The sequence below is a fragment of the Diaphorobacter oryzae DSM 22780 genome (genome assembly GCF_059568935.1).
This window is the reverse complement of record NZ_JCANUL010000001.1, coordinates 474096-494754: the sequence shown is the minus strand read 5'-3', so window position 1 is coordinate 494754 and position 20659 is coordinate 474096. Positions and strand designations below refer to the sequence as shown.

Genomic DNA, 20659 nt, shown 5'->3' with positions numbered 1-20659 from the left:
ATGAGCATAGAAATCCGCAACGTCAGCAAGCAGTTCGGCTCCTTCCAGGCGCTGCGCGATGTGAGCCTGGACATCCAGTCCGGCGAACTCATCGCGCTGCTGGGCCCGTCGGGCTGCGGCAAGACCACGCTGCTGCGCATCATCGCCGGGCTGGAGACGCCCGATGTGGGCAGCATCCACTTCAGCGGCGAGGACACGACCGACGTGCATGTGCGCGAGCGCAACGTGGGCTTCGTGTTCCAGCACTACGCGCTGTTCCGCCACATGACCGTGTTCGAGAACGTGGCCTTCGGCCTGCGCGTCAAGCCGCGCAAGGAACGCCCCAGCGAGGCCCAGATCCGCGAGAAGGTCATGAGCCTGCTCAAGCTGGTGCAGCTGGACTGGATCGCCGACCGCTATCCCTCGCAGCTGTCGGGCGGCCAGCGCCAGCGCATTGCCCTGGCGCGCGCCCTGGCCGTGGAGCCCAAGGTGCTGCTGCTCGACGAGCCGTTTGGCGCGCTGGACGCCAAGGTGCGCAAGGAACTGCGCCGCTGGCTGCGCCGCCTGCACGACGAGCTGCATGTGACGTCCATTTTTGTGACGCACGACCAGGAGGAGGCGCTGGAAGTGGCCGACCGTGTGGTGGTCATCAACCAGGGGCGCATCGAACAGCAGGGCACGCCCCAGCAGGTGTGGGACAACCCGGCCAGCCCCTTCGTCTATGGCTTCCTGGGCGACGTGAACCTGTTCAAGGGCCGCGCCAACGATGGCCGCGTGTACCTGGACGAAGGCATGCAGATCGACAGCCCCGAGGCCCAGCATGCCGACGGCGCCCAGGCCTTCGCCTACGTGCGGCCGCATGACCTGGACGTGGAGCGCTATTCGCCGGGCCAGGCGCTCGATGCGCACGGCCGACCGCGCGGCATCGTGGTGCAACTGGCGCGCTCCATCGTGGTGGGGCCGATCGCGCGGCTGGAACTAATCCCCGAGGGCGATACCCAATCGACGGACAATGTGGCCCCGGACACGTTGATCGAAGCGCAAATTCCGGCGCAGCAATTCCATGAGATGGGGCTGCGCGAAGGCGAAACGCTGGTGGTGACACCGCGCCGCGCCAAGGTGTTTCTGGACCAAGCCGCCGGTATCTGACAATCGCCAAGCCCTTGGGGCGCGGGGTTGGAGCCCGGCCCTACAAGGAAAAATACAAGTGTTGTTGAATTGGATCGATACCGCGCCGCGCCGCATTCTGGCGCTCATCAGTGCCGCCTGCGTGGCCATGCTGGCCTTTGGCATGTACCTGCAACATGTGGTGGGGCTGGAGCCATGCCCCATGTGCATCGTGCAGCGCTATGCTCTCATTGGTGTAGCTGTCTTCGCAGGACTGGCAAGCGCTAGAGGCCAAAAAGGCTGGTGGATGAGCTGGGCCGTGCTGGCCCTGGCGGCGGCGGGTTTCGGCGGTTTCACCGCCGCGCGCCAGAGCTGGCTGCAGTGGTATCCGCCCGAGATCGCGACCTGCGGGCGCGACTTCTACGGAATGATCGAGAACTACCCCATCAGCCGCTCCATCCCGATGATCTTCCGCGGCTCGGGCGACTGCACGGCGGTGGACTGGACCTTCCTGGGCGGCTCCATCGCCAACTGGTCCTTCGTCTGGTTCGCGGCGTTCGCAGTGTTGCTGCTGGTGCTGCTGGTGCGCGGTGCGCGCGGCTCCGGGGGCAGGTTGGCCGCAGCCTGAGCGGGCCTCCCTCTCCCTGCCGCGGGGCGCCTTGAGGGCGCCCCGCGCCGCTTTCAGGCCGGGAAGGCCACCGGCGCCGCGCCGGGGCGCCAGGCCTCGTACTTGTGCATCATGCTGGCGAACAGCGGCGACTGCTGCCAGCGCTCCAGCCAGCCGCGCAGCAGCGGCCAGGGGGCGGTGGCCCATGCAGCGGCGTCGATGCCCGCGAACTGGCGCACGAATGGCGCGATCGCCATGTCGGCCAGTGCGGCATGGGGGCCGAACAGATGGGCCTGGGGCGTCGCCTGCGCGGTCAGGCGCTGCTCCAGCGTCTGCAGCCAGGCATGGGCAACCATGCGTTCCTTGGCCGGATCATCGCCGGGGTAGCGGTCGGGATACTTGCACCGGTCCAGCGCCCGCTTGAAGGGCCCGTCGCATTGCGCGATCAACGCCAGCATGGCGGCCATGTCGCCCTGCGGCGGGGTGAGCCAGCCCTCGGGGTCATGGGCCGCCAGCGCCCAGAGCATGATGTCCAGGCTTTGCTCCAGCACCCGGTCCGGCAGCACCAGCACGGGCACCGTGGCCTTGGGCGAGGCGGCCAGCAGGGCGGCTGGCTTGTCGCGCAGCACCACCTCGCGCAGCTCGCAGCGCTGGCCGCTCACCGCCAGGGCCAGCCGGGCGCGCATGGCATAGGGGCAGCGGCGAAACGTGTAGAGCACGGGCAGGGCGGTCATGGTGCGGGGCGGAACAAGCGGGCCCGCCAGTGTAGGGCGCAGGTCATGGCCCCCATTTGCGCCGCACACGCCGCCAGCCGATGACGATGCCCGTGAGGCTCATGGCGCAGCCGCCCAGGCTCAGGGCGATCAGCACGGCGTCCCACAGCGGGCGGCGTTGCAGCAGCGGCAGCCAGTCCCAGCTGTGCAGCAGGCCGAACAGCCAGCGGTAGGCGCGGCGGTGGCTGTCCACGCGCCCGAGCACGGCACCCGTGTGCGGGTCCACATGCACCCAGCTGGCGTGCGGGTCGTCAAACACCAGGCGCAGCAGGGGCAGCGGCTTGTCGCCGCCGCCACCCATGGTGTGCGCGTCGCGCGCGTAGTAGTGGCTGTCGTAGTCGTGCAGCGTATCGGTGCGCAGCAGGGGCGCCGCGACCAGCCGCGTGGCCGCGCGCTCCAGTTCGCCAGGCTGCCATGCGTGGGGCTGGGCGCTGCGCGCGTCGAGCAGCGTGGGGCGATCCATGGGCGCAAGGGCCTGCACCAGGGTGTGGCCTGCCGTGCGCGTCCAGCGCAGTTCGCGCACATCGAACGGGGAGGCCGCCAGCAGGGCGGCGACGGGAGCGGCATCTGGCGGCAGCGTGAGCGGGCCCGCGTGCATGGCCTGGGTCTGCAAGGGCGCGGCGCCGCTGTCGAAGATGCGCCAGGGGTTCATCGACATCAAGCCGCTGAAGACCCAGGTGAACGCAATGGCTGCGAACAGCAGGCCCGCCATGTGGTGCCAGCGCATGAGCGCGCCGGCATAGGGTGTGCGCCGGCCGCTGCGGTAGCGGCCCGCGAAGCGCCAGCGCAGCAGGCCCACGGCCGTGCCGGCGATGACCATGGCAATGCCCAGCAGGGACAGGCCGTTGACGATGTCGGTCCAGTACCGGTCGAGCCACCCGCCGCGCAGCGGGTACAGCCAGTGGATCCAGGCGCCTGCGTAGTTCCACAGGCGCTCGCGGCGCGTGGCGTCACGCACCACCTCGCCCGTGCGGCCCGACACGTAGAGCACCGTGTCCTGCGCGTCGCCCAGGCGCACGCGGTGCAGCGGCCGGTGGGCATCGAGCGCGCGGGAGTGGGTGAAGGCGTCCTCGTCCACCGTGCCCTCGTGGTTGATGCCTACGCGCGGCCCGGCGTAGGCGGCGGCGCTGGCCAGCGCATGCGCTGCATCCACGGCCACGAGCCGCGCGCCGGTGGCGGCGTCGATGACCACGGGCGCGGCGCGGCGCGTGCGCCGGCCCTGGTGCCCGCCATCGGCGGGCGTGGCCAGGTACACGGTGCGCCCGCCGCTGGCCGTGGCCAGGCGCAGGTCCTGCAGCGGCCCCTGCAGGCCCGCGCTGGCGAGTGCCTGGGCGGGCTCCAGCGGCACGGCGGTGCCGCGCAGCGCGGGCAGGTGCATGAGCCGCTCGGCCTGCGTGAGCTTGGGGTAGCCCACGTACATCATGACCACGCCCGAGACGAACCACATGGCGAAGAAGGCGCACAGCAGCACGCCCAGCCAGCGGTGGGCCAGGAACAGCCAGCGTTTGAGGTGTGGCATGGCGCTCTTTCCGTGCGTCAGAAGGCCACGTGCAGCGCCACGTCCGCCGTGCGCGGCGCGCCCAGGTAGGCCTGGCTGCCCACGTTGGCGGCGTAGCTGCGGTCGGTGGCGTTGCGGATGCGGCCCGTGAGGGTGGCGGTGGGGCTCAGCTTCCAGCTCAGCCCCAGGTCCAGCAGCGTGTAGGCCGCCCACCACTGGGTGTTGGCCGCGTCTGCGTACACCTTGCCCACATGGCGCAGGCCGGCGCTGGCCTGCAGCGTGGGCGTGATGGCGTAGCCCGTCCAGAGGTTGGCGACCGTGGCGGGCGTGTTGGTGGGCGTCTTGCCGGCGAGCGACACGCCGCTCTGCACGAACTGCTCGTACTGGGCGTCCACATGGGTCAGGTTGGCCTGCACCTGCCAGCGCGGCGTGGGGCGCAGGCCCACGGCCAGCTCGGCGCCGCGCGCCGATTGCTCGCCCACGAGCACGGTCACGCCGGGGCGGTCGGGGTCCTGCGTGGCGATGTTGCTGCGTGTGATGCGGTAGAGCGCCAGCGTGGCCGTGCCCTTGCCCTCCCAGAAGTCGAGCTTGCCGCCCACCTCGGCCTGGCGGCCGCTGGTGAGGCGGCTGTTGTTGAGCACGTCCGCGAACGAGGCGGTGGACAGGACGCCCGAGGGCGGGTCGGCGGCCGTGGCGTACTGCGCATACAGGTTGGTGCCGGGGGCGATGTCCCATACCAGGCCGACGCGGCCGGTGGTCGGCCGGTAGCTGCGGCTGAACGACGCCGGCTGCGCGGCGGAGACGGCGCGGCGGTTGGTCAGGTCGAGCGTGATGCGCTCATGGCGCAGCGCCGTCACCAGGTGCAGCGCCGGCACGAGGGCCGTGCGGTTCTCCAGGTAGAGGGCCGCCGTGGTCGCCTTGTTGGTGCGGTCCGCGCGAAAGCCCGGCGCCATGCCGGGGATGTCGAAGAAGCGCTCCACCACGGGGGCATACGGGTCCACCGTGCTCACCGTGCCGGACAGGCTGTTTGGAAAGCGCGTCTGCCGGTTCACGTTCACGTCCAGGCCGAAGGCCCAGTCGCTGCGGCGGCCCAGCAGCTGGCCCAGGTAGAGGCCCTCCAGCCGCTCGCCCAGCACCTGGTGGTCGTGGCGCTGCAAAAGGGCGCCGCTGCGCACGACCTGGTTGTTGGCGGCGTTGAAGCGGTAGGTCTCCACGTTGCGGTAGTCGCGCAGCGCGTCGTAGGCATAGAGCGTGTTGGTGAACCGCAGCGTGGGCGCGGCCTGCCATTGCGTGACCGAGCGCAGCCATTGCACGCGCTGGGCATAGAGCCCGTCGGCGCTGTTGTAGTTCTGCTCGCGCGTGGCCGGGTCTGTGCGCAGGCGGCCCGTGGCGGGGGTGAGCAGGGGCGTGCCCCAGTAGGGGCGGTCCACGCGCTCGTGCTGCCATTCGTAGGCCAGCAGGTGCGACAGGCCCGGGCCCAGGTCGGACAGCAGCGAGGCCGCCAGCTGGGTGGAGCGCGATTGCGTGCCCTGCACCCAGCTGTCCGCGTCGCGGTGGTTGAGGTCCAGGCGCACATGGTGGCGCGCCGGCGTCTGCACGTCGCCGCCCAGACGGCGGTTCAGGCCCAGCGACACCTCCTTGAGCCCATGGCCGCCCAGGCGCAGCCGCCCTTCGGAGAAATCCTCGCGCTCGGCCGTCTTGGTGATGTAGTTGATCGAGCCGCCCACCGCGCCCGATCCGAACAGAAAGCTCGACGGCCCGCCGATGGCCTCCACGCGGTCGTAGATCCAGCTGTCCACGGGGCGCGCGGCGATGGAGTACTGCACGTTGATACCGTTGAACAGCTGCGCTATGGAGCCGCCGGCAAAGCCGCGGTAGCTCACGCCGATGCTGCCCGGCGCGCTGTGCGCCGTCACGCCGGGAATGGCGCGCAGTATCTCCTGCGTGTCCTGTGCGCCGCGCGCCTCGATGGTGGCGCGGTCCACCACGGTGACGCTGGCCGGCGTCTCGCGCGGCGTCAGGCCCAGGCGGCTGCCGGTGTCCACCGGCGCATCGAGCTGCAGCCGCCCATAGGGCGCGGGCGCGGCGTCGCGCACCTCCATGGCCTGAAGGCTGGGGGCCTGCGCATCCTGGGCGTGGGTGATAGGGGAAGCGGTACATGCCAGGCCCGCCAGCATGGCGGCGTACAGCGGGCGCGGGGCGAAGGCGGGCTCTGGCGCACAGTCCAGGCCGCGGGGGGAGTTGAAGCGGAACATCAAGCCTCTTTCGATCGGGGAAACGCGGAAACGGCACGTGGCACGCCGGCTGCCACTTCGCTCCGCTGGGCGCGGGGTTCAGGGCCGGGGTGCGGACAGTGCGCGGTTCGGTTGCGGCCGCGCGCACCTGGCAGCGCCCCATGAGCGGGCGCGTTGCAGGGGCCGCGCGGTCGCGGTCCGGGTCAGCAGAGGAGAGAGGGCGGCCCGCGCGCAGGCGGCGGCGCGGCGGTGAGGGCGGCAATGCGCGCCGCCTCCATGGGCTGCAGCGCATGCGCCAGGGGGTGGGGCGGGGTGACTGCGGCGGCCGGCGCGGAGGGCGGTGCGCCCCCCGGCACGCACAGCGGGCAGTCCATGCCCGAAGCGCCCATTGCCTCCAGTGCGCCGTCGTCCGACTGCAGCATCAGCATGATGGCGCCCGAGGCCGAGCACACGAGCTGGAACGACTGCGGATGCACGATGGGCGAGGCGATGGCCAGGCCCAGGGACGCCATGAACCAGGCCAGCACCCAGGTGCGCAGCGCGAGCGAGGTTCGAGGCTGGTTCATGCCCGCGATTATGCCGAGCCGCGCAGCGCTCACAGGCGAGTGCCGGGGCTTGTTATTGCTATTGTTTTAATAGCTATTTGCGCTTTATTCGTGAGCGCTGGAGGCCTTTTTCTCTCGCTTTTGCGGTGGCGCGCTGTCTTCGGTGTGCGCCGCGGTGGCGGGCCCGGACGACCAGCTTTGGTCCTGCAGGAAGAACTTGGCGACCATTTCCTTGGTGATCTGCACCGCGCGCTTGAGGCTGAGGTCGATGTGCTCGGTCAGCGCCTCCAGCGCCGGCTCCAGCTGGCGTGCCTGCAGCAGGTCGACCAGCCGGGCGTGCGCATTGAAGGCGCTGGTGTTCCAGTCGGACTGCTCCAGGTCGATATGGCGCGCCACATGGATGCGCCGGGTCACCTGCTCCAGGAACTGGCTCAGCTCGCGGTTGTGCGACAGGGCGGCGAGGCGGCGGTGGAACTCTTCGTCGGCCAGCAGCAGGTCGCCGATGGACATGGTGGCCGCGTGGGCCATCACCCCGTCCCAGTAGCCGCGCAGGCTGTCGATCTCGGCATCGCTGGCGTTCTGCACGGCCAGCAGCAGGGCCCGCCGCTCCAGCGCGATGCGCACCTGGTAGAGGTTGAACAGCTCCTCCACGCTGATCGCCTTGCGAAAGAACCCCTTGTTCATCACGAAGTCGAGGAAGCCCTCGGCCACCAGCCGGTTCAGCGCCTCGCGCAGCGGCGGGCGGCTGATGCCGAACTCGCGCCCCAGGGCCTGTTCGTTGATGCGGGCGCCGGGGCGGAAGTCGTAGCGCATGGCGCGCTCGCGCAGCTCCAGATAGAGCCGCTCCACGCTGCTGGCATCCCGTGGTTGTGGCACGTGCGCTGTTTTCTTGGAGGATTTTTTGACTGGCATGGATGCTCTGCGTTGGTGCAATGGCGTCGAGGCGCTGAAAAAGTGGCGCGCCGCGCGGGTTGGCGCACATTCTAGGCGCGCGACCACCCCCGCCATCAGCGGGCTTCCGGCCATTTTCACGGTTTCCGCCGGTGGTGTCTATTTGAATTTATTGACTAATGTCGCCATAACTGTCTACACTTTGTTGTAATGGCGAGGGCATGGCACGGCCCAGGGGCACCCACGTGGGCAGCCCTTGCCGAACCCGCCGACAACAGGCACTAGGAGACTACGCATGAGCGATCTGAGCATTGGCGACAGCCTGCGGGCTGTGGGGCTGGAGGACAAGTACACGGCGACGGAGGGCGCGGTCTATCTCACGGGCGTGCAGGCGCTGGTGCGCCTGCCCATGATGCAAAAGCGCCGCGACCGGGCGGCGGGGCTGAACACGGCGGGCTACATCACGGGCTACCGGGGCTCGCCGCTGGGCACCTTCGACGACCAGCTGGTGAAGGCGCGCAAGCACCTGCAGGCGCACGACGTGGTGTTCGTGCCCGGCGTGAACGAGGACCTGGCCGCCACGGCGGTCTGGGGCAGCCAGATGGCGGAGATTGGCGGGGAGGGGCGCTTTGACGGCGTGTTCTCCATCTGGTACGGCAAGGGCCCGGGCGTGGACCGCTCGGGAGATGCGTTTCGCCACGGCAACCTGGCCGGCAGCTCCAAGAACGGCGGCGTGCTGGTGCTCACGGGCGACGACCACACCTGCGAATCCTCCACCACCTGCCACCAGAGCGAGTTCGCGCTGGTCGATGCGCAGATGCCGGTGCTGTCGCCCGCGGGCGTGCCCGAGCTGATCCAGTACGGCCTGCTGGGCTGGGCGCTGTCGCGCTACTCCGGCTGCTGGGTGGGCATGAAGTGCATCAAGGACACGGCGGACGCCTCGGGCTCCGTCGAGGTGGACGACGCGGGTTTGGCCATCACCCTGCCCGCGCTGGAAGGGCTGCCGCAGGACGGCCTCAGCATCCGCCTGCCCGACACACCGCACGCGCAGGAGTTCCGCCTGGTCAACCACAAGCTCGACGCCGTGCGCGCCTTCGCGCGCGCCAACCGCATCGACCAGGTGGCGTTCGGCAGGCGCGAGGGCGCGCGCATCGGCATCGTCACCTCGGGCAAGAGCTGGCTGGACCTGCGCCAGGCCCTGGCGGATCTGGGCATCGACGAGGCGCGCGCCGAGGCGCTGGGCCTGGTGGTCTACAAGGTGGGCATGGTCTGGCCGCTGGAGCCCGAGGGCATCAGCGAGTTCGCGCGCGGGTTGCAGAAGGTGATCGTCATCGAGGAAAAGCGCGCGCTGCTGGAGGCGCAACTCAAGGAGATCCTCTATGGCCAGCCCGATGCGCCCCAGGTTATCGGCAAGAAGGACGAGCAGGGCGCCAAGCTGTTTCGCGTGGAGATGGCGCTGGACGCCGCGATGATCGCGCAGGTGCTGGGCCACCGCCTGGCGGCCCTGGACCCCGGCCTGCTGGAGGTCACGCACGCCCTGGCCCGGCGCAAGCCCGTGCTGGGCGCGGTCGACGTGATGGCGCGCAGCTTTTACTTCTGCGCTGGCTGCCCGCACAACACCTCCACCCGCATTCCCGACGGCAGCCGCGGCTATGCGGGCATCGGCTGCTCGTGGATGGCGCAGAGCATGGGCCGCGACACCCTGGGCTACACGCAGATGGGGGCCGAGGGCATGGCCTGGGTGGGCGAGGCGCCGTTCTCCAAGCGCACGCACATGTTCCAGAACATGGGCGACGGCACGTACTTCCACTCGGGCATGCTGGCCATCCGCGCGGCCGTGGCCGCCAAGACCCACATCACCTTCAAGGTGCTCTACAACGATGCCGTGGCCATGACCGGCGGCCAGCGCCACGACGGCCCGCTGGACCCCGTGCGTATCACCCAGCAGGTGCGGGCCGAGGGCGTGGAGCGCATCGCCGTGGTCACCGACGAGCCCGGCAAGTACGACGGCGTGACCGGCTGGGCGCCGGGCGTGACCGTTCACCACCGCGACGAACTCGATGCCGTGCAGCGCGAGCTGCGCGAGGTGCCCGGCACCAGCGTGCTGGTCTACGACCAGACCTGCGCCGCCGAGAAGCGCCGCCGCCGCAAGCGCGGCGAGTTTCCCGACCCCGACATGCGCCTGGTCATCAACGAGGCCGTGTGCGAGGGCTGCGGCGACTGCGGCGCCCAGTCCAACTGCGTGGCCGTGGTGCCGGTGGAGACGGAATTCGGCCGCAAGCGCGCCATCGACCAGTCGGCCTGCAACAAGGACTTCTCCTGTCTCAAGGGCTTTTGCCCCAGCTTCGTCACCGTGCGCGGCGGCCAGTTGAAGAAGGGCGTGGCCGCGGGCAAGGAGGCCGTGGACGCACCCCTGCCCGAGCCGGCTCTGCCCGACCTGGCGCAGGGCGTCTACAGCCTCATCGTCACCGGCGTGGGCGGCACGGGCGTGGTCACCATTGGCGCGCTGCTGGGCATGGCGGCGCACCTGGAGGGCAAGGGCGTGGGCGTGCTGGACATGGCGGGCCTGGCGCAAAAGGGCGGCTCGGTGTGGACGCACATGCGCTTCGGCGCCACGCCCCAGGCGATTGCCGCCGTGCGCGTGGCACCGGGCGGGGCGGATGCGCTGATCGGCTGCGACCTGGTCGTGGCCGCGGCGGGCAACACGCTGACCATGACGCGCAAGGGCGCGACCCGCGCCATCGTCAACACGCAGGAGGTGATGCCCGGTGCCTTCACGCAGAACCCGGACATGCAGTTCCCCGCCAACCCGCTGGTCAAGACCATCGCGCGCGCGCTGGGCGAAGGCAACGTGGAGCTGGTGGACGCAGGCCGCCTGGCGCTGGCCCTGTGCGGCGACGCCATCGCCACCAACCTGTTCATGCTGGGCGCGGCGTACCAGCGCGGGCTGGTGCCGGTGAGCGCGCAGGCCATCGAGCGCGCCATCGAGCTCAACGGCGCGGCCGTGAAGATGAACATCGCCGCCTTCCGCTGGGGCCGCCGCCACGCGGTCGACCCGCAGGCCGTGGCGGCCAGCGCGGGCGCCGGCTCCGTGCAGCGCAAGCAGGCGGCCAGCCTGGATGAGGCCGTGCAGCGCCGCGTCGACTTCCTCACCGGCTACCAGAACGCGGCCTACGCCGCGCGTTTCAAGACGCTGGTGGACGCCGTGCGCGCGCACGAGTCGCGCGTGTGGCCCGGCCAGGAGCAGTTGACGAGCGCCGTGGCGCAGAGCCTCTTCAAGCTCATGGCCTACAAGGACGAGTACGAAGTGGCGCGCCTGTATGCCGCCCCCGCGTTCCGCGAACAGATCGCCGCGCAATTCGAGGGCGCACCGCGCCTGGCCTTCAATCTTGCGCCGCCAGCGCTGGGCCAGAAGAAGCGCGAGTTCGGCGCCTGGATGCTGCCCGCCTTCGGCGTGCTGGCGCGCTTGAAGTTCCTGCGCGGCACGGCCTTCGACCCCTTCGGCCGCACCGAGGAGCGCCGCCACGAGCGCGTCATGGTCGAGCAGTTCGAGGCCCTGGTGCAGCGCCTGCTGCAGGACGCGCGGCCCGACCAGCACGAGCTGGCCGTGCAGATCGCCCAGGCGCCGATGAAGGTGCGCGGCTACGGCCATGTGAAGGAGGCGGCGCGCGTGGCCTACGAGGCCGAGCTGGCCCGCCTGCAGCAACGCCTGCAGGAGCCCCAGGTGGTGCGCCGGCGCGCCGCTTGAGGGGTCTTTCAGGGGCGCGCGGTGCCCGGCCCGCGCGCCCCATCCATTTGTCTTGCTTCTCTCTCAGCCATGGAAACCACATCCACTCCCCGTGGCCCCGCAGGCCTGCCGCACGGCAGCCTGGTGGCCTTGCTCACCCCGTTCACCTCGGACCTGCGCGTAGATTGGCCGGCGCTGCGGCGCCTGATCGACTGGCACATCGCCAGCGGCACCGCGGGCATCGTTATTGCCGGGACGACGGGCGAGTGCTCCACGCTCTCGCACGCGGAGCACCGCGACCTGCTGGCCGCGGCGGTGGAACATGCCGCGGGCCGCACGCACATCATGGCGGGCGTCGGGGCCAATTCCACGGCCGAGGCCGTGGCGCTGGCGCGCTTCGCCGCGGACTGCGGTGCCGACTCGCTGCTCAGCGTCGTGCCGTACTACAACAAGCCCACACAGCAGGGGCTGGTGGCGCATTTCTCGGTGCAGGCGGACGCCACCGATCTGTCCCTGGTGGTCTACAACGTGCCGGGGCGCACGGTGATCGACATGCAGGTGGCCACCGTGCAGGCCCTGGCGCGGCACCCGCGCATCGCGGGCATCAAGGACGCGACGGGGGACATGGCCCGCGCCGCCGCCATTGCGGAGATCGCCCCCGCCGACTTCACGCTGTACAGCGGCGACGATTTCACCACCCTGCCATACCTGGCCCTGGGCGGGCATGGCGTCATCTCGGTGCTGGCCAACGTGCTGCCCGCGCAGGTGGCGGCGCTGTGCCGCACCATGGCCGAGGGGGGCTGGGGCGACGCCCGCCAGCAGTTCCTGCGCCTGCTGCCGCTGACCCGCGCGCTGTTCGCCGAAAGCAGTCCCGCGCCGACCAAGCTGGCGGCGCAGCTGCGCGGGCTGTGCGAAGGCCACCTGCGCCTGCCGCTGTGCGAGGTATCGGACGAGACGGCCGCAGCGGTGCGCGCCGCGCTGGCGCAATGGCCGGCATGAGCCGAAGGCCGGCCTGTCGCCAGGCACGCGCGGCCTTTGGGTGCTCCTAAAAATATAGCTGCTAGCGCTTATCCATAGGGCGCTAGCAGCTGCTTTTATTGATATCTATGGTGTCAGCGCGGCTGCACCTTGCCGCGGTACACCGTCTTTTGGTAGGGCTGCATGGCGCGCTGCCCGTCGGCGGCAAATGCCAGCGTGCCGGTGGCGCCCTCGTAGCCGTTGCCGACGCTGCGCAGCGCCTGCCGGACGGCGTCGGGCTGCGTGGAGCCGGCGCGCTCCACGGCGGCCGCCATCAGGCGCACGCCGTCGTAGGCATAGCCTGTGTAGGAGGACTTGAAGGCGTGGCCGTACTTCGCCTCGTAGGCCGCCTTGAAGCCCTGGCCCTGCGGACCGATGGAGCGCACGTCGATGCCGCGCTGGCCCTCCACATGCTCCGGCGCGCTGTCGGTCGTGCACATGGTGTGGTAGATCGCGTACCAGGGGTAGGTCTTGTTCAGGCCCAGGTCGAAGGCCTCGCGGTTGATGACGGCAGCCTCCTGCCCGTAGGCGCTGTAGACGAACACGTCGGGCTGGGCGCGTTCCATCTGCTGCAGCTCGCGTCGGTAGGTGGATTGCCCGGCCGTGTAGAGCACCTGGGAGGCGAGCGTGCCGCCCAGCTTCTCGAAGTTCTTCTTGAACTCGGCGGCCACGCCCTGGCCGTAGGCATTGTTGGGCGCGATGAAGGCCACCTTGCGGTAGCCCAGGTCCCACAGATCCTGCGCGGAAAAGCGGGCGGAGGCATCGTCCAGCCCGATGACGCTGAACGCCCCTTCACCGATGGTGCGCACGGCGGGGCTGGAGCTGCCGTGGTTGATGAACGGCACGCCCTCGCGCACCACGTACTGGCCCATGGGAATGGTCAGGCTGGAGGAATACTCGCCAAACATGGCGGCCACCTTGTCGACCGCCACCAGTTTCTTGGCCGCATCGAGCGCGGACACGGCGCGCCCGCCCGTGTCTTCGATGATGAGCTGCAGCGGCTGTCCCAGCACGCCGCCCCGGGCGTTGATCTCTTCCAGGGCGATCATCATGCCGCGGCGCTGGTCCTCGCCCACGCTGGCGCTGGCGCCGGTCAGGGACAGCGCGGCGCCGAACTTCACGGGCGGGGCGGCCGTCTGCGCCAGGCCCAGCGAGGGCATGGCGGCCAGCGCGCAGGCGGCAATGGCCAGGGTGCGGCGGGAGGTGCAGTGGTTCATCTCAATCTCTCCTGGTATGGCTCAAGGTGGCGAAGAAGGCCCTGCGCTCCGCTGGCGCGGGCGCATGGGCCGGGGGAAGGGGCGGGGCGGCGGCCGCGTGCGTCAGGCGGCGCGGCCGCCCAGGTACAGCTCGCGCACCTGGGGGTCGTGCATGAGTTCGCGCGTGCTGCCCGTGAGCGCCACTGTGCCCATCGAGAGGATGTAGGCACGGTCGGACATGCGCATGGCCTCCATGGCGTTCTGCTCCACCATGAGGATGGACACGCGCTCCTTGTTGCGCACTTCCACGATGGCGGCGAACACCTCCTGCAGCACCTTGGGCGACAGGCCGGCCGAGGGTTCGTCCAGCAGCAGCAGCTGGGGGCTGGGCATGAGGGCACGCGCCAGCGCCAGGATCTGGCGCTCGCCGCCCGAGAGCGACGCGGCCGCGGCGTTGATCTTGCGCCCCAGCACCGGATAGAGCTCGCACAGCTGCTCCATGCGCTGCTGGCAGGCGCTGTGCGGCAGGTAGTGCCCGCCGACCTGCATGTTTTCACGCACGGTGAGGTTGCTGAACACGTTCTCCGTCTGCGGCACGAAACCCAGGCTGCAGTGGCGGATCTTGCGGTGCACCGGCATCTGCGAGCGGTCCTGCCCCTCCAGCACCACGGTGCCGCTGCGCGGCAGCAGCACGCCGGCGATGGTCTTGAGCAGCGTGGACTTGCCGCAGCCGTTGGGGCCGAGCAGCGTCACGATCTCGGAGCGCTCCACATGCAGCGAGATGCCCTTGAGGATGTCCACTTCGGGCGTGTAGCCCGCGACGACGTTGTCGATCTTGATCATCAGGCGGCCTCCACCAGGGTTTCGGGTTCCACGCGGCCCAGGTAGGCGCGCACCACATGCTCGTTGGATGCCAGCTCGTCTGGCCGGCAACTGGCCACGATGCGGCCGCGGTCCAGCACGATGCAGCGCGTGCAGACCTCGCGGATGAAGTGCATGTCGTGCTCCACGATCACCAGCGTCATGCCCTGGGCGTTGAGCCGCTGCAGGGCCTTCACGATGTCGCGGCGCAGGTTGGGGTGCACGCCGGCCGTGGGCTCGTCCAGCATCAGCAGGCGCGGATCGCCCATCAGCGCGCAGACGATGCCCAGCAGCTTCTTCTGCCCGCCCGACAGGGCCGACGCCGGCAGGTCGCGCACATGGGTGAGCAGCAGCTGGTCCAGCAGCGCGGTGGCCTTGGCGTGTGCCGCTTCCTCGGCCTGGCGCGCGCGGGGCAGGCCCAGCAGCGTGTCCCACACGCCATGGTGCGCGGTGGCGGCGGCCATGGCCACCTCCATCACCGACATCTTGCGCGGCATGGACGGCAGCTGGAACGTGCGCCCCACGCCCGCCGCCACGATGCGGTGGGCGGGCAGGCGGTCGATGGGGCGGCCCTCGAACTGGATGGCGCCCTGGTCGATGGCCTCGAAGCCCGTGACGGTGTTGAGCAGCGTGCTCTTGCCCGACCCGTTCGGGCCCAGCAGGCCGACGATCTCCCCTGCGGCGATGGAGAACTCCACGCCGTGCAGGACCTGGTTGCCGCCAAAGGCCTTGGCGACGTCGTTGACGCGAAGCAGGGCGCTCATGGAATCCTCCGCAGTTTTTCGGGAACCAGGCCTTCGCTGCGCCACAGCAGGCAGGCCAGCAAGATCGCGCCGATCATGCCCAGGCGCAGGGCGCCGGCCACGTCGGAATCGAAGCCGATCCAATCCTTGGCAAAGGGCACGATCACATGCGCGGCCTGCACGGTGACCACGCCTACCAGCACGCCCAGCGTGTTGCCCAGGCCGCCGATCATGACCATGGTCCACAGCAGGAAGGTCTCGGAGGCCAGCATGTACTCGGGGCCCGCGAAGCTCATGTAGTGGGCGTAGAGAAAGCCGCCCAGCGCCGTGACGGCGGCGCCGGTCATGATGGCGCGCGTCTTGAGCGAGCGCAGGTTGTAGCCCAGGCAGGTGGCGAGCTGCGGCTCCTCGCGCATCAGGCGCAGCGCGCGGCCGAAGCGCCCGCTGCCGAGCCGGGCGCACAGCAGCGCGGCGGCGGCCACGACGGCCAGCACCAGGCCCAGGAAGGCCACGCCGTTCCAGGGCCTGGCCAGGCCGTCGAACAGCGCGGGAATGGCGCTGATGCCGTTGGCGCCTCCGGTGAGCCACCCCTCGTTGGTGGCCACGGTGCGCAGGATCTCGGCGATGGATAGCGTGGCGATGCCCCAGTAGTCCGAGGCCAGCTTGCGGCCCAGCCCCGCCATGAAGGCCCCCAGCAGCATGGCCAGGCCCACGCCAAGCGCCAGGCTGGACAGGGGCGACCAGCCCAGCCCGAAGCCGATGCCCGCGGCATAGGCGCCCAGGCCGGCGAAGGCGATGTGCCCAAAGTTCAGCAGGCCCGCGTAGCCGGCCTGCAGGTTCAGGCCCAGCGCCATCAGGGTGTAGATGCCGGCGATGGTGACGGTGGAGAGGACGAAGTCAAACACGGCGGACCTCCCGGTCGAACAGCCCGTAGGGCTTGAAGAGCAGTGCCAGCAGCAGGATCAGGAACGAGGCGGCGCCGATGTAGGCCACGGGCATGAACGCCAGCTCGCGCCCCAGCAGCGGGCCGAAGTTGATGTTGGTGACGGCGGTTTCCGTCAGGGCGATTAGCAGGGCGCCAAACACGGCGCCGATCGGGTTGCCCAGCCCGCCCAGGATGGCCGCCGCGAACACGGGCAGCAGCAGGTCGTTGCCCAGGTTGATGTGCGCGCCGGTGGACAGCGCCAGCATGCTGCCGCCCAGGCCGGCGATGGCGCCGCTGGCGAAGCTCACGAAGTACGTGATGCGCTCGGCGTTCAGCCCCGAGACGTTGGCCAGCATGGGGTTGCTGGACAGCGCCCGCATGGCGCGGCCCAGCCGGGTGTAGAACAGCAGCAGCATGAACAGCACCAGCAGCACGACCGTGGTGCCCATCAGGTACAGCTGCGTGTAGGCGATGCGCGCGCCGCCCAGCACCAGCGGCTCCAGGCGCGGCAGGCTGAACATGCGCGGAAACGACCCGGCGAGCCCCTGCATGATGGCGATGGTCAGCATGGCGATGGCCAGCGAGCCGATCATGGCGATGGCCGGGCCGCCGCGCAGCAGGCGCTGGAACACGAGGATCTGCAGGCCCAGGGTCAGCAGGCCCGCGGCCACGCTGCCGGCCAGCAGGGCGGCCACCAGGGGCAGGCCGCTCGCGTGCAGGGCGTAGGTGACATAGGCGCCGAACATGGCGTACTGCACATGCGCCACGTTGGGAAACTTCACTAGGCCGTACAGCATGCTCAGGCCCAGCGCGATGAGCGCCAGGTCGGAGGCACGCAGCAGCGTGTCAACGAGGAATTGAAGCATCTCGGAAATCTCGGAGGAATTGCGTCAGCGCGGGCCACCGCCAGCAGCGGCCCGCGCGGGAGGGCGGGGGTCAGCGCGGTACGAGCTTGCCGCCTTCGGCCTTCAGCTTGTCGTACGGCGGGTCGACGCGCTGGCGGTCCTGGTCGAAGCGGATCGTGCCGGTCACGCCGGGAAAGCCCGTGGAGCCCAGCTCCTTGAGGGCGGCCTGGATGGCCGCGGGCGTCGTGGCCTGGGCCTTGTCGATGGCCGCGGCGGTTATCAACACGCCGTCGTAGCCATAGCCGGTGTAAGAGGTCTTGAAGCCCTCCTTGTACTTGGCCGTGAACGCGTCGGCGTAGGCCTTGCCGGCGGGGCCCTGCACCGATCCCAGCTCCATGCCCAGTTGTCCATTGGCGATGGCGGGCGGCGTGTCCGACAGGCTCATGCTCATGAGAATGGCGTACCACGGCACCTTGCGCAGGCCGAGCTCCTCGGCCTCGCGGTTGATCACGGCGGATTCCTGGCCATAGGCGGTGTAGATGTAGGCATCCGGGTTGCTGCGGGACATCTGCTGGAGTTCGCGGCGGTAGGTGGACTGGCCGGCGGTGTACAGCACCTCCGTCACCACCTTGCCGCCGAGCTTCTCGAACTCGGTCTTGTAGCCCTCCAGCACGCCCTGGCCGTAGGCATTGTTGGGCGCGACCATGGCCACGCGGCGGTAGCCCATGGCGTAGGTGTCCGCGGCGGCGAACTTGTTGCTGAAGTTCTCCAGGCCCACCAGGCTGAACGCGGTCGCGCCGAGCTGGCGGATCTTGGTGCTGCTGCTGCTGATGTTCAGGTGCGTGACGCCTTCCTTCACCAGGTACTGCGCCATGGGCAGGGTGATGCCGGACGAGTACTCGCCCATGACCACCGGCACCTTGTCCACGGTGGCCAGCTTGCGCGCGGCGTTCAGCGCCGTGGTGGGGTTGCCGCCGGAGTCTTCGATGATGACATTGATCTTCTTGCCCAGCACGCCGCCCTTGGCGTTGACATGCTCCACGCCCAGCATCACGCCGCGGCGCACGTCCTCGCCGACGGTGGCGTTTGCGCCAGTGAGGGACAGCACGGCACCCAGGTTGATGGTGTCCTGCGCCCAGGCGCTGGAGGTGCCGGCCAATGCCAGCAAGGAGGCTGCGGCCACGGTACGCAGGCCACGGGAGGCGGGAACGGGGGAAGTACGCATGATGAACTCCTGGTGGGGGTGGAACGGAAAACGGAAATACGCGGTGACTCAGATCTCGAACAGGCGGCCGAACTGCGGCAGCGCATCGCGCACGCCGGCCAGGCGCAGCGCGTGCCACGCCATCGCGCTGTTGCTGGCGATGACGGGCTTGCCCAGCGCCTGCTCCACGTCGCGGATCAGCGTGGCCATGCGCAGGCTGGTGCAGGAGACGAACACGGCATCCACGTCGTCATGGGCGCCGGTGGTTTCGATGGCCGAGCGCAGCGATGCGGCGTCGATGCGCGCCACCTCGTTGTCGTTGGCGTGGTTGAACGAGGCGATGCGCGTCACGTCCAGCCCGCTGGCGACCAGGTGCCTTTCAAAGAGCTGGTTCACGCTGTGCACGTAGGGCGTGATCAGCGCGATGCGCTGGGCGCCCAGCGCGCGCAGGCCCGCCACGGCGCCGGTGATCGGCGTGGTGCAGGCCACGCCCGGGCGGGCCGCCTGGATGCGCCGCGCCACCTGCTCCTCGCCGATGACGATGGAGCCCGAGGTGCAGCCGAAGGCCACGACCTGCAGCGGCACGTCGGGCACGATGAGCTCCACCGCGGCCGTGATGTCCTTTTCCATCGACGCGAGGGTGGCCGGCGTGATGTCGGGCGAGTTGTACAGGCGCGACTCGAAGAAGGCCACGCCCGGCAGGTCAATGATCTGGCGCCACTCGTGCTCCAGGGTCTGGTCGGTGGCCAGCACCACCAGGCCGATGGCCGCGCGCGCCATCAGGCCCTCGTCCATGGTGAAGGGCAGCACGGTGCTGATGCTGGAGGGGGTTGCGGTGTCGTTCATGCGAGGGTCATTCCTGTGATGTCGATCGCGGGTTGGCGCCCGCCCATGAGGTCGGCCACGATCTGGGCGGTGCCGCAGGCCATGGTCCAGCCCATGTGGCCGTGGCCGGTGTTGAAGAACAGGTTCCGGTGGCGGCTGGCGCCCAGGATGGGCGTGTTCTCCGGCGTCATGGGGCGCAGGCCGGCCCAGTAGTCCGGGCGGTCGAAGTCCGCGCCGTTCGGGAACAGCTGGCGCGCCGCGCGCAGCATGGGCTCGAAGTCGCGCGGGCTGTGGCGCGTGTCGTAGCCGCTGAACTCGGCCGTGGCGGTGAAGCGCAGCCGGTCGCCAAAGCGTGCCCAGGCCACCAGGTTGTTCTCGTCCACCCCGGCGATCAACGGCGCTTCGTGCCGCTCGCCAATGGGGAAGGTGACCGAGTAGCCCTTCACGGGATAGATGGGCAGGCCGTAGCCCAGCGGCCGCGCAAGGATGGGTGAGTAGCTGCCCAGCGACAGCACGTACTCGTCCGCCGTGATGGGGCCTTGGCTGGTGTGTACGCAGGCGATGCGGTCGCCCTGGGCCTCGATGCGGTCGATGGCGGTGTCCATGAGAAAGCGCACGCCCGCCGCGCGGCAGCGCTCGGCCAGCGCGCGGGTGAACATGCGCGCGTCGCCGCTTTCGTCGCTGGGGCAGTAGATCGCGCCGGCGATGTGCTGGCGGGCACCGGCCAGGGCCGGTTCGCGGGCCACGACGGCGTCGGCGTCGAGCACGTCCAGCCGCATGCCGCCATCGGCCAGGATCTGCATGTTGGCCTGCCCGCGCTGGAACGAGGCGGCGTCGCGGTACATGTACAGCGCCCCCTGGCTGATGCGCTCGTACTGCAGGTTCTGCGCGGCCGTCAGTTCCTGCAGCTGCTGCTGCGAGTAGCGGCACAGGACCAGCTTGCGGCTGGTGTTGATGCGCGAGCGCTCGGCCGTGCAGTTGCGCAGGAACTTCCACAGCCAGATCCACATGTGCGGATCGGGGTTGAGCTTCAGGCGCAGCGCCTGGCTGCTGTCGCGCAGCGAGCGCCACAGCACGCCGGGCGCGCGCGGCGACGCCCAGGTGTACGAATGGCCCGGCGCGACCATGCCGGCGTTGGCGTAGCTGGTTTCGGAGGCCGCGGCGGACTGGCGGTCGATCACCGTCACCTGGCGGCCCTGCGCGGCCAGATACCAGGCGGTGGTGATGCCCGCCACGCCGGCGCCCAGTACCACGGTATGCATGGAAGGCATTCCCTTGTGGCGGTGCGTGGTCAGAGGATGGCGATCACGCCGATTTCCACCGTGTAGGGCGGGAAGGCCAGGGCCGACTCGACGCAGGCGCGCGCCGGGGCATGGCCTTCAGGCACCCAGGCATCCCACACGGTGTTCATCTCGGCGAAGGTCTTGTGGTCCGACAGCCAGATCGTGGCCTGCACGATCTTGCTCTTGTCGCTGCCGACCTCGGCCAGCAGGGCGTCGATCTTGGCCAGGATCTGCGTGGTCTGGCCGGCGACGTTCTCGGACGTGTCGCTGGCCACCTGGCCCGCGAGGAAAACGAAGCCGTTGGCCACCACGGCCTGGCTCATGCGGTTGTTGGTCTGAAGGCGCTGAATGCTCATGTGAATCTCCTGGTGGATGAGGTAAAGAATGGGTGGCGTAGAA

General features: G+C 69.8%; 18 protein-coding genes. 4 read left to right on the top strand and 14 right to left on the bottom strand.

The genetic code is table 11. The features are described from left to right. Positions 1 to 1128, top strand: a complete 1128-nt coding sequence (locus tag BP68_RS02275) for a sulfate/molybdate ABC transporter ATP-binding protein (RefSeq protein WP_496368669.1) — start codon at positions 1 to 3, stop codon at positions 1126 to 1128. Positions 1129 to 1186: 58 nt separating this feature from the next. After that, positions 1187 to 1714, top strand: coding sequence for a disulfide bond formation protein B (locus tag BP68_RS02270; RefSeq protein WP_496368667.1), 528 nt, complete (start codon positions 1187 to 1189; stop codon positions 1712 to 1714). A gap of 53 nt (positions 1715 to 1767) precedes the next feature. Here BP68_RS02270 and BP68_RS02265 read toward each other — a convergent pair whose 3' ends face one another. The 5 genes from BP68_RS02265 to BP68_RS02245 form a co-directional block, all read right to left on the bottom strand. Continuing rightward, positions 1768 to 2427: a glutathione S-transferase gene (locus BP68_RS02265; RefSeq protein ID WP_496368665.1), complete on the bottom strand. Its 660-nt coding sequence runs from the start codon at positions 2425 to 2427 to the stop codon at positions 1768 to 1770. A 43-nt stretch (positions 2428 to 2470) separates the two neighbouring features. Then, the gene (locus BP68_RS02260) at positions 2471 to 3985 is read right to left on the bottom strand and encodes a PepSY domain-containing protein (RefSeq protein WP_496368663.1); all 1515 of its coding nucleotides are present in this window, start codon (positions 3983 to 3985) and stop codon (positions 2471 to 2473) included. Between the two features lie 17 nt (positions 3986 to 4002). Next, complete coding sequence (locus BP68_RS02255; RefSeq protein WP_496368661.1) at positions 4003 to 6219, bottom strand: TonB-dependent receptor; 2217 nt, start codon at positions 6217 to 6219, stop codon at positions 4003 to 4005. Between the two features lie 182 nt (positions 6220 to 6401). Then, complete coding sequence (locus BP68_RS02250) at positions 6402 to 6764, bottom strand: hypothetical protein (protein ID WP_496368659.1); 363 nt, start codon at positions 6762 to 6764, stop codon at positions 6402 to 6404. A gap of 84 nt (positions 6765 to 6848) precedes the next feature. After that, positions 6849 to 7619, bottom strand: a complete 771-nt coding sequence (locus BP68_RS02245; protein WP_496368657.1) for a GntR family transcriptional regulator — start codon at positions 7617 to 7619, stop codon at positions 6849 to 6851. A gap of 310 nt (positions 7620 to 7929) precedes the next feature. On the opposite strand from BP68_RS02245, the gene BP68_RS02240 reads away from it, so the two are divergent. Together BP68_RS02240 and dapA are read left to right on the top strand one after the other, a co-directional pair. Then, the gene (locus BP68_RS02240; protein WP_496368655.1) at positions 7930 to 11382 is read left to right on the top strand and encodes an indolepyruvate ferredoxin oxidoreductase family protein; all 3453 of its coding nucleotides are present in this window, start codon (positions 7930 to 7932) and stop codon (positions 11380 to 11382) included. Between the two features lie 69 nt (positions 11383 to 11451). Then, positions 11452 to 12360, top strand: coding sequence for a 4-hydroxy-tetrahydrodipicolinate synthase (dapA, locus tag BP68_RS02235; RefSeq protein WP_496368653.1), 909 nt, complete (start codon positions 11452 to 11454; stop codon positions 12358 to 12360). A gap of 113 nt (positions 12361 to 12473) precedes the next feature. Here the strand turns inward: dapA and BP68_RS02230 are convergent, their stop codons facing one another. From BP68_RS02230 to BP68_RS02190, 9 genes are all read right to left on the bottom strand, one after another. Beyond that, positions 12474 to 13595 (bottom strand): ABC transporter substrate-binding protein, encoded by a 1122-nt coding sequence (locus tag BP68_RS02230; protein WP_496368651.1) that lies wholly within the window; start codon positions 13593 to 13595, stop codon positions 12474 to 12476. A gap of 102 nt (positions 13596 to 13697) precedes the next feature. Then, positions 13698 to 14417, bottom strand: coding sequence for an ABC transporter ATP-binding protein (locus BP68_RS02225; protein WP_496368649.1), 720 nt, complete (start codon positions 14415 to 14417; stop codon positions 13698 to 13700). Beyond that, positions 14417 to 15199 carry an ABC transporter ATP-binding protein gene (locus tag BP68_RS02220; protein ID WP_496368647.1) on the bottom strand — a complete coding sequence of 261 codons (783 nt, stop codon included), beginning with the start codon at positions 15197 to 15199 and terminating at the stop codon, positions 14417 to 14419. Before BP68_RS02220 ends, BP68_RS02225 begins: the two co-directional genes overlap by 1 nt. Continuing rightward, complete coding sequence (locus BP68_RS02215) at positions 15196 to 16083, bottom strand: branched-chain amino acid ABC transporter permease (RefSeq protein ID WP_496368645.1); 888 nt, start codon at positions 16081 to 16083, stop codon at positions 15196 to 15198. The genes BP68_RS02220 and BP68_RS02215 overlap by 4 nt, the downstream gene beginning before the upstream one ends. Then, positions 16076 to 16969, bottom strand: a complete 894-nt coding sequence (locus BP68_RS02210; protein WP_496368643.1) for a branched-chain amino acid ABC transporter permease — start codon at positions 16967 to 16969, stop codon at positions 16076 to 16078. The genes BP68_RS02215 and BP68_RS02210 overlap by 8 nt, the downstream gene beginning before the upstream one ends. A 70-nt stretch (positions 16970 to 17039) precedes the next feature. Further along, a complete protein-coding gene (locus BP68_RS02205) occupies positions 17040 to 18173 on the bottom strand; it encodes an ABC transporter substrate-binding protein (protein ID WP_496368641.1) in 1134 nt (377 codons plus the stop codon). A gap of 48 nt (positions 18174 to 18221) precedes the next feature. Continuing rightward, on the bottom strand, positions 18222 to 18998 hold the full coding sequence (locus BP68_RS02200) for a maleate cis-trans isomerase family protein (protein WP_496368639.1): 777 nt from the start codon (positions 18996 to 18998) through the stop codon (positions 18222 to 18224). Continuing rightward, positions 18995 to 20239, bottom strand: coding sequence for a D-amino acid dehydrogenase (locus tag BP68_RS02195; protein WP_496368637.1), 1245 nt, complete (start codon positions 20237 to 20239; stop codon positions 18995 to 18997). Before BP68_RS02195 ends, BP68_RS02200 begins: the two co-directional genes overlap by 4 nt. A 29-nt stretch (positions 20240 to 20268) precedes the next feature. After that, the gene (locus BP68_RS02190; RefSeq protein WP_496368635.1) at positions 20269 to 20616 is read right to left on the bottom strand and encodes a RidA family protein; all 348 of its coding nucleotides are present in this window, start codon (positions 20614 to 20616) and stop codon (positions 20269 to 20271) included. Positions 20617 to 20659: the final 43 nt, after the last annotated feature.

What these genes read in the sequence shown, in the direction of transcription:
- BP68_RS02275 (WP_496368669.1), top strand. Translation starts at nt 1, where the DNA reads ATGAGCATAGAAATCCGCAACGTCAGCAAGCAGTTCGGCTCCTTCCAG.
- BP68_RS02265 (WP_496368665.1), bottom strand. Translation starts at nt 2,427, where the DNA reads ATGACCGCCCTGCCCGTGCTCTACACGTTTCGCCGCTGCCCCTATGCC.
- BP68_RS02260 (WP_496368663.1), bottom strand. Translation starts at nt 3,985, where the DNA reads ATGCCACACCTCAAACGCTGGCTGTTCCTGGCCCACCGCTGGCTGGGC.
- BP68_RS02255 (WP_496368661.1), bottom strand. Translation starts at nt 6,219, where the DNA reads ATGTTCCGCTTCAACTCCCCCCGCGGCCTGGACTGTGCGCCAGAGCCC.
- BP68_RS02250 (WP_496368659.1), bottom strand. Translation starts at nt 6,764, where the DNA reads ATGAACCAGCCTCGAACCTCGCTCGCGCTGCGCACCTGGGTGCTGGCC.
- BP68_RS02240 (WP_496368655.1), top strand. Translation starts at nt 7,930, where the DNA reads ATGAGCGATCTGAGCATTGGCGACAGCCTGCGGGCTGTGGGGCTGGAG.
- dapA (WP_496368653.1), top strand. Translation starts at nt 11,452, where the DNA reads ATGGAAACCACATCCACTCCCCGTGGCCCCGCAGGCCTGCCGCACGGC.
- BP68_RS02230 (WP_496368651.1), bottom strand. Translation starts at nt 13,595, where the DNA reads ATGAACCACTGCACCTCCCGCCGCACCCTGGCCATTGCCGCCTGCGCG.
- BP68_RS02225 (WP_496368649.1), bottom strand. Translation starts at nt 14,417, where the DNA reads ATGATCAAGATCGACAACGTCGTCGCGGGCTACACGCCCGAAGTGGAC.
- BP68_RS02220 (WP_496368647.1), bottom strand. Translation starts at nt 15,199, where the DNA reads ATGAGCGCCCTGCTTCGCGTCAACGACGTCGCCAAGGCCTTTGGCGGC.
- BP68_RS02210 (WP_496368643.1), bottom strand. Translation starts at nt 16,969, where the DNA reads ATGCTTCAATTCCTCGTTGACACGCTGCTGCGTGCCTCCGACCTGGCG.
- BP68_RS02205 (WP_496368641.1), bottom strand. Translation starts at nt 18,173, where the DNA reads ATGCGTACTTCCCCCGTTCCCGCCTCCCGTGGCCTGCGTACCGTGGCC.
- BP68_RS02200 (WP_496368639.1), bottom strand. Translation starts at nt 18,998, where the DNA reads ATGAACGACACCGCAACCCCCTCCAGCATCAGCACCGTGCTGCCCTTC.
- BP68_RS02195 (WP_496368637.1), bottom strand. Translation starts at nt 20,239, where the DNA reads ATGCATACCGTGGTACTGGGCGCCGGCGTGGCGGGCATCACCACCGCC.
- BP68_RS02190 (WP_496368635.1), bottom strand. Translation starts at nt 20,616, where the DNA reads ATGAGCATTCAGCGCCTTCAGACCAACAACCGCATGAGCCAGGCCGTG.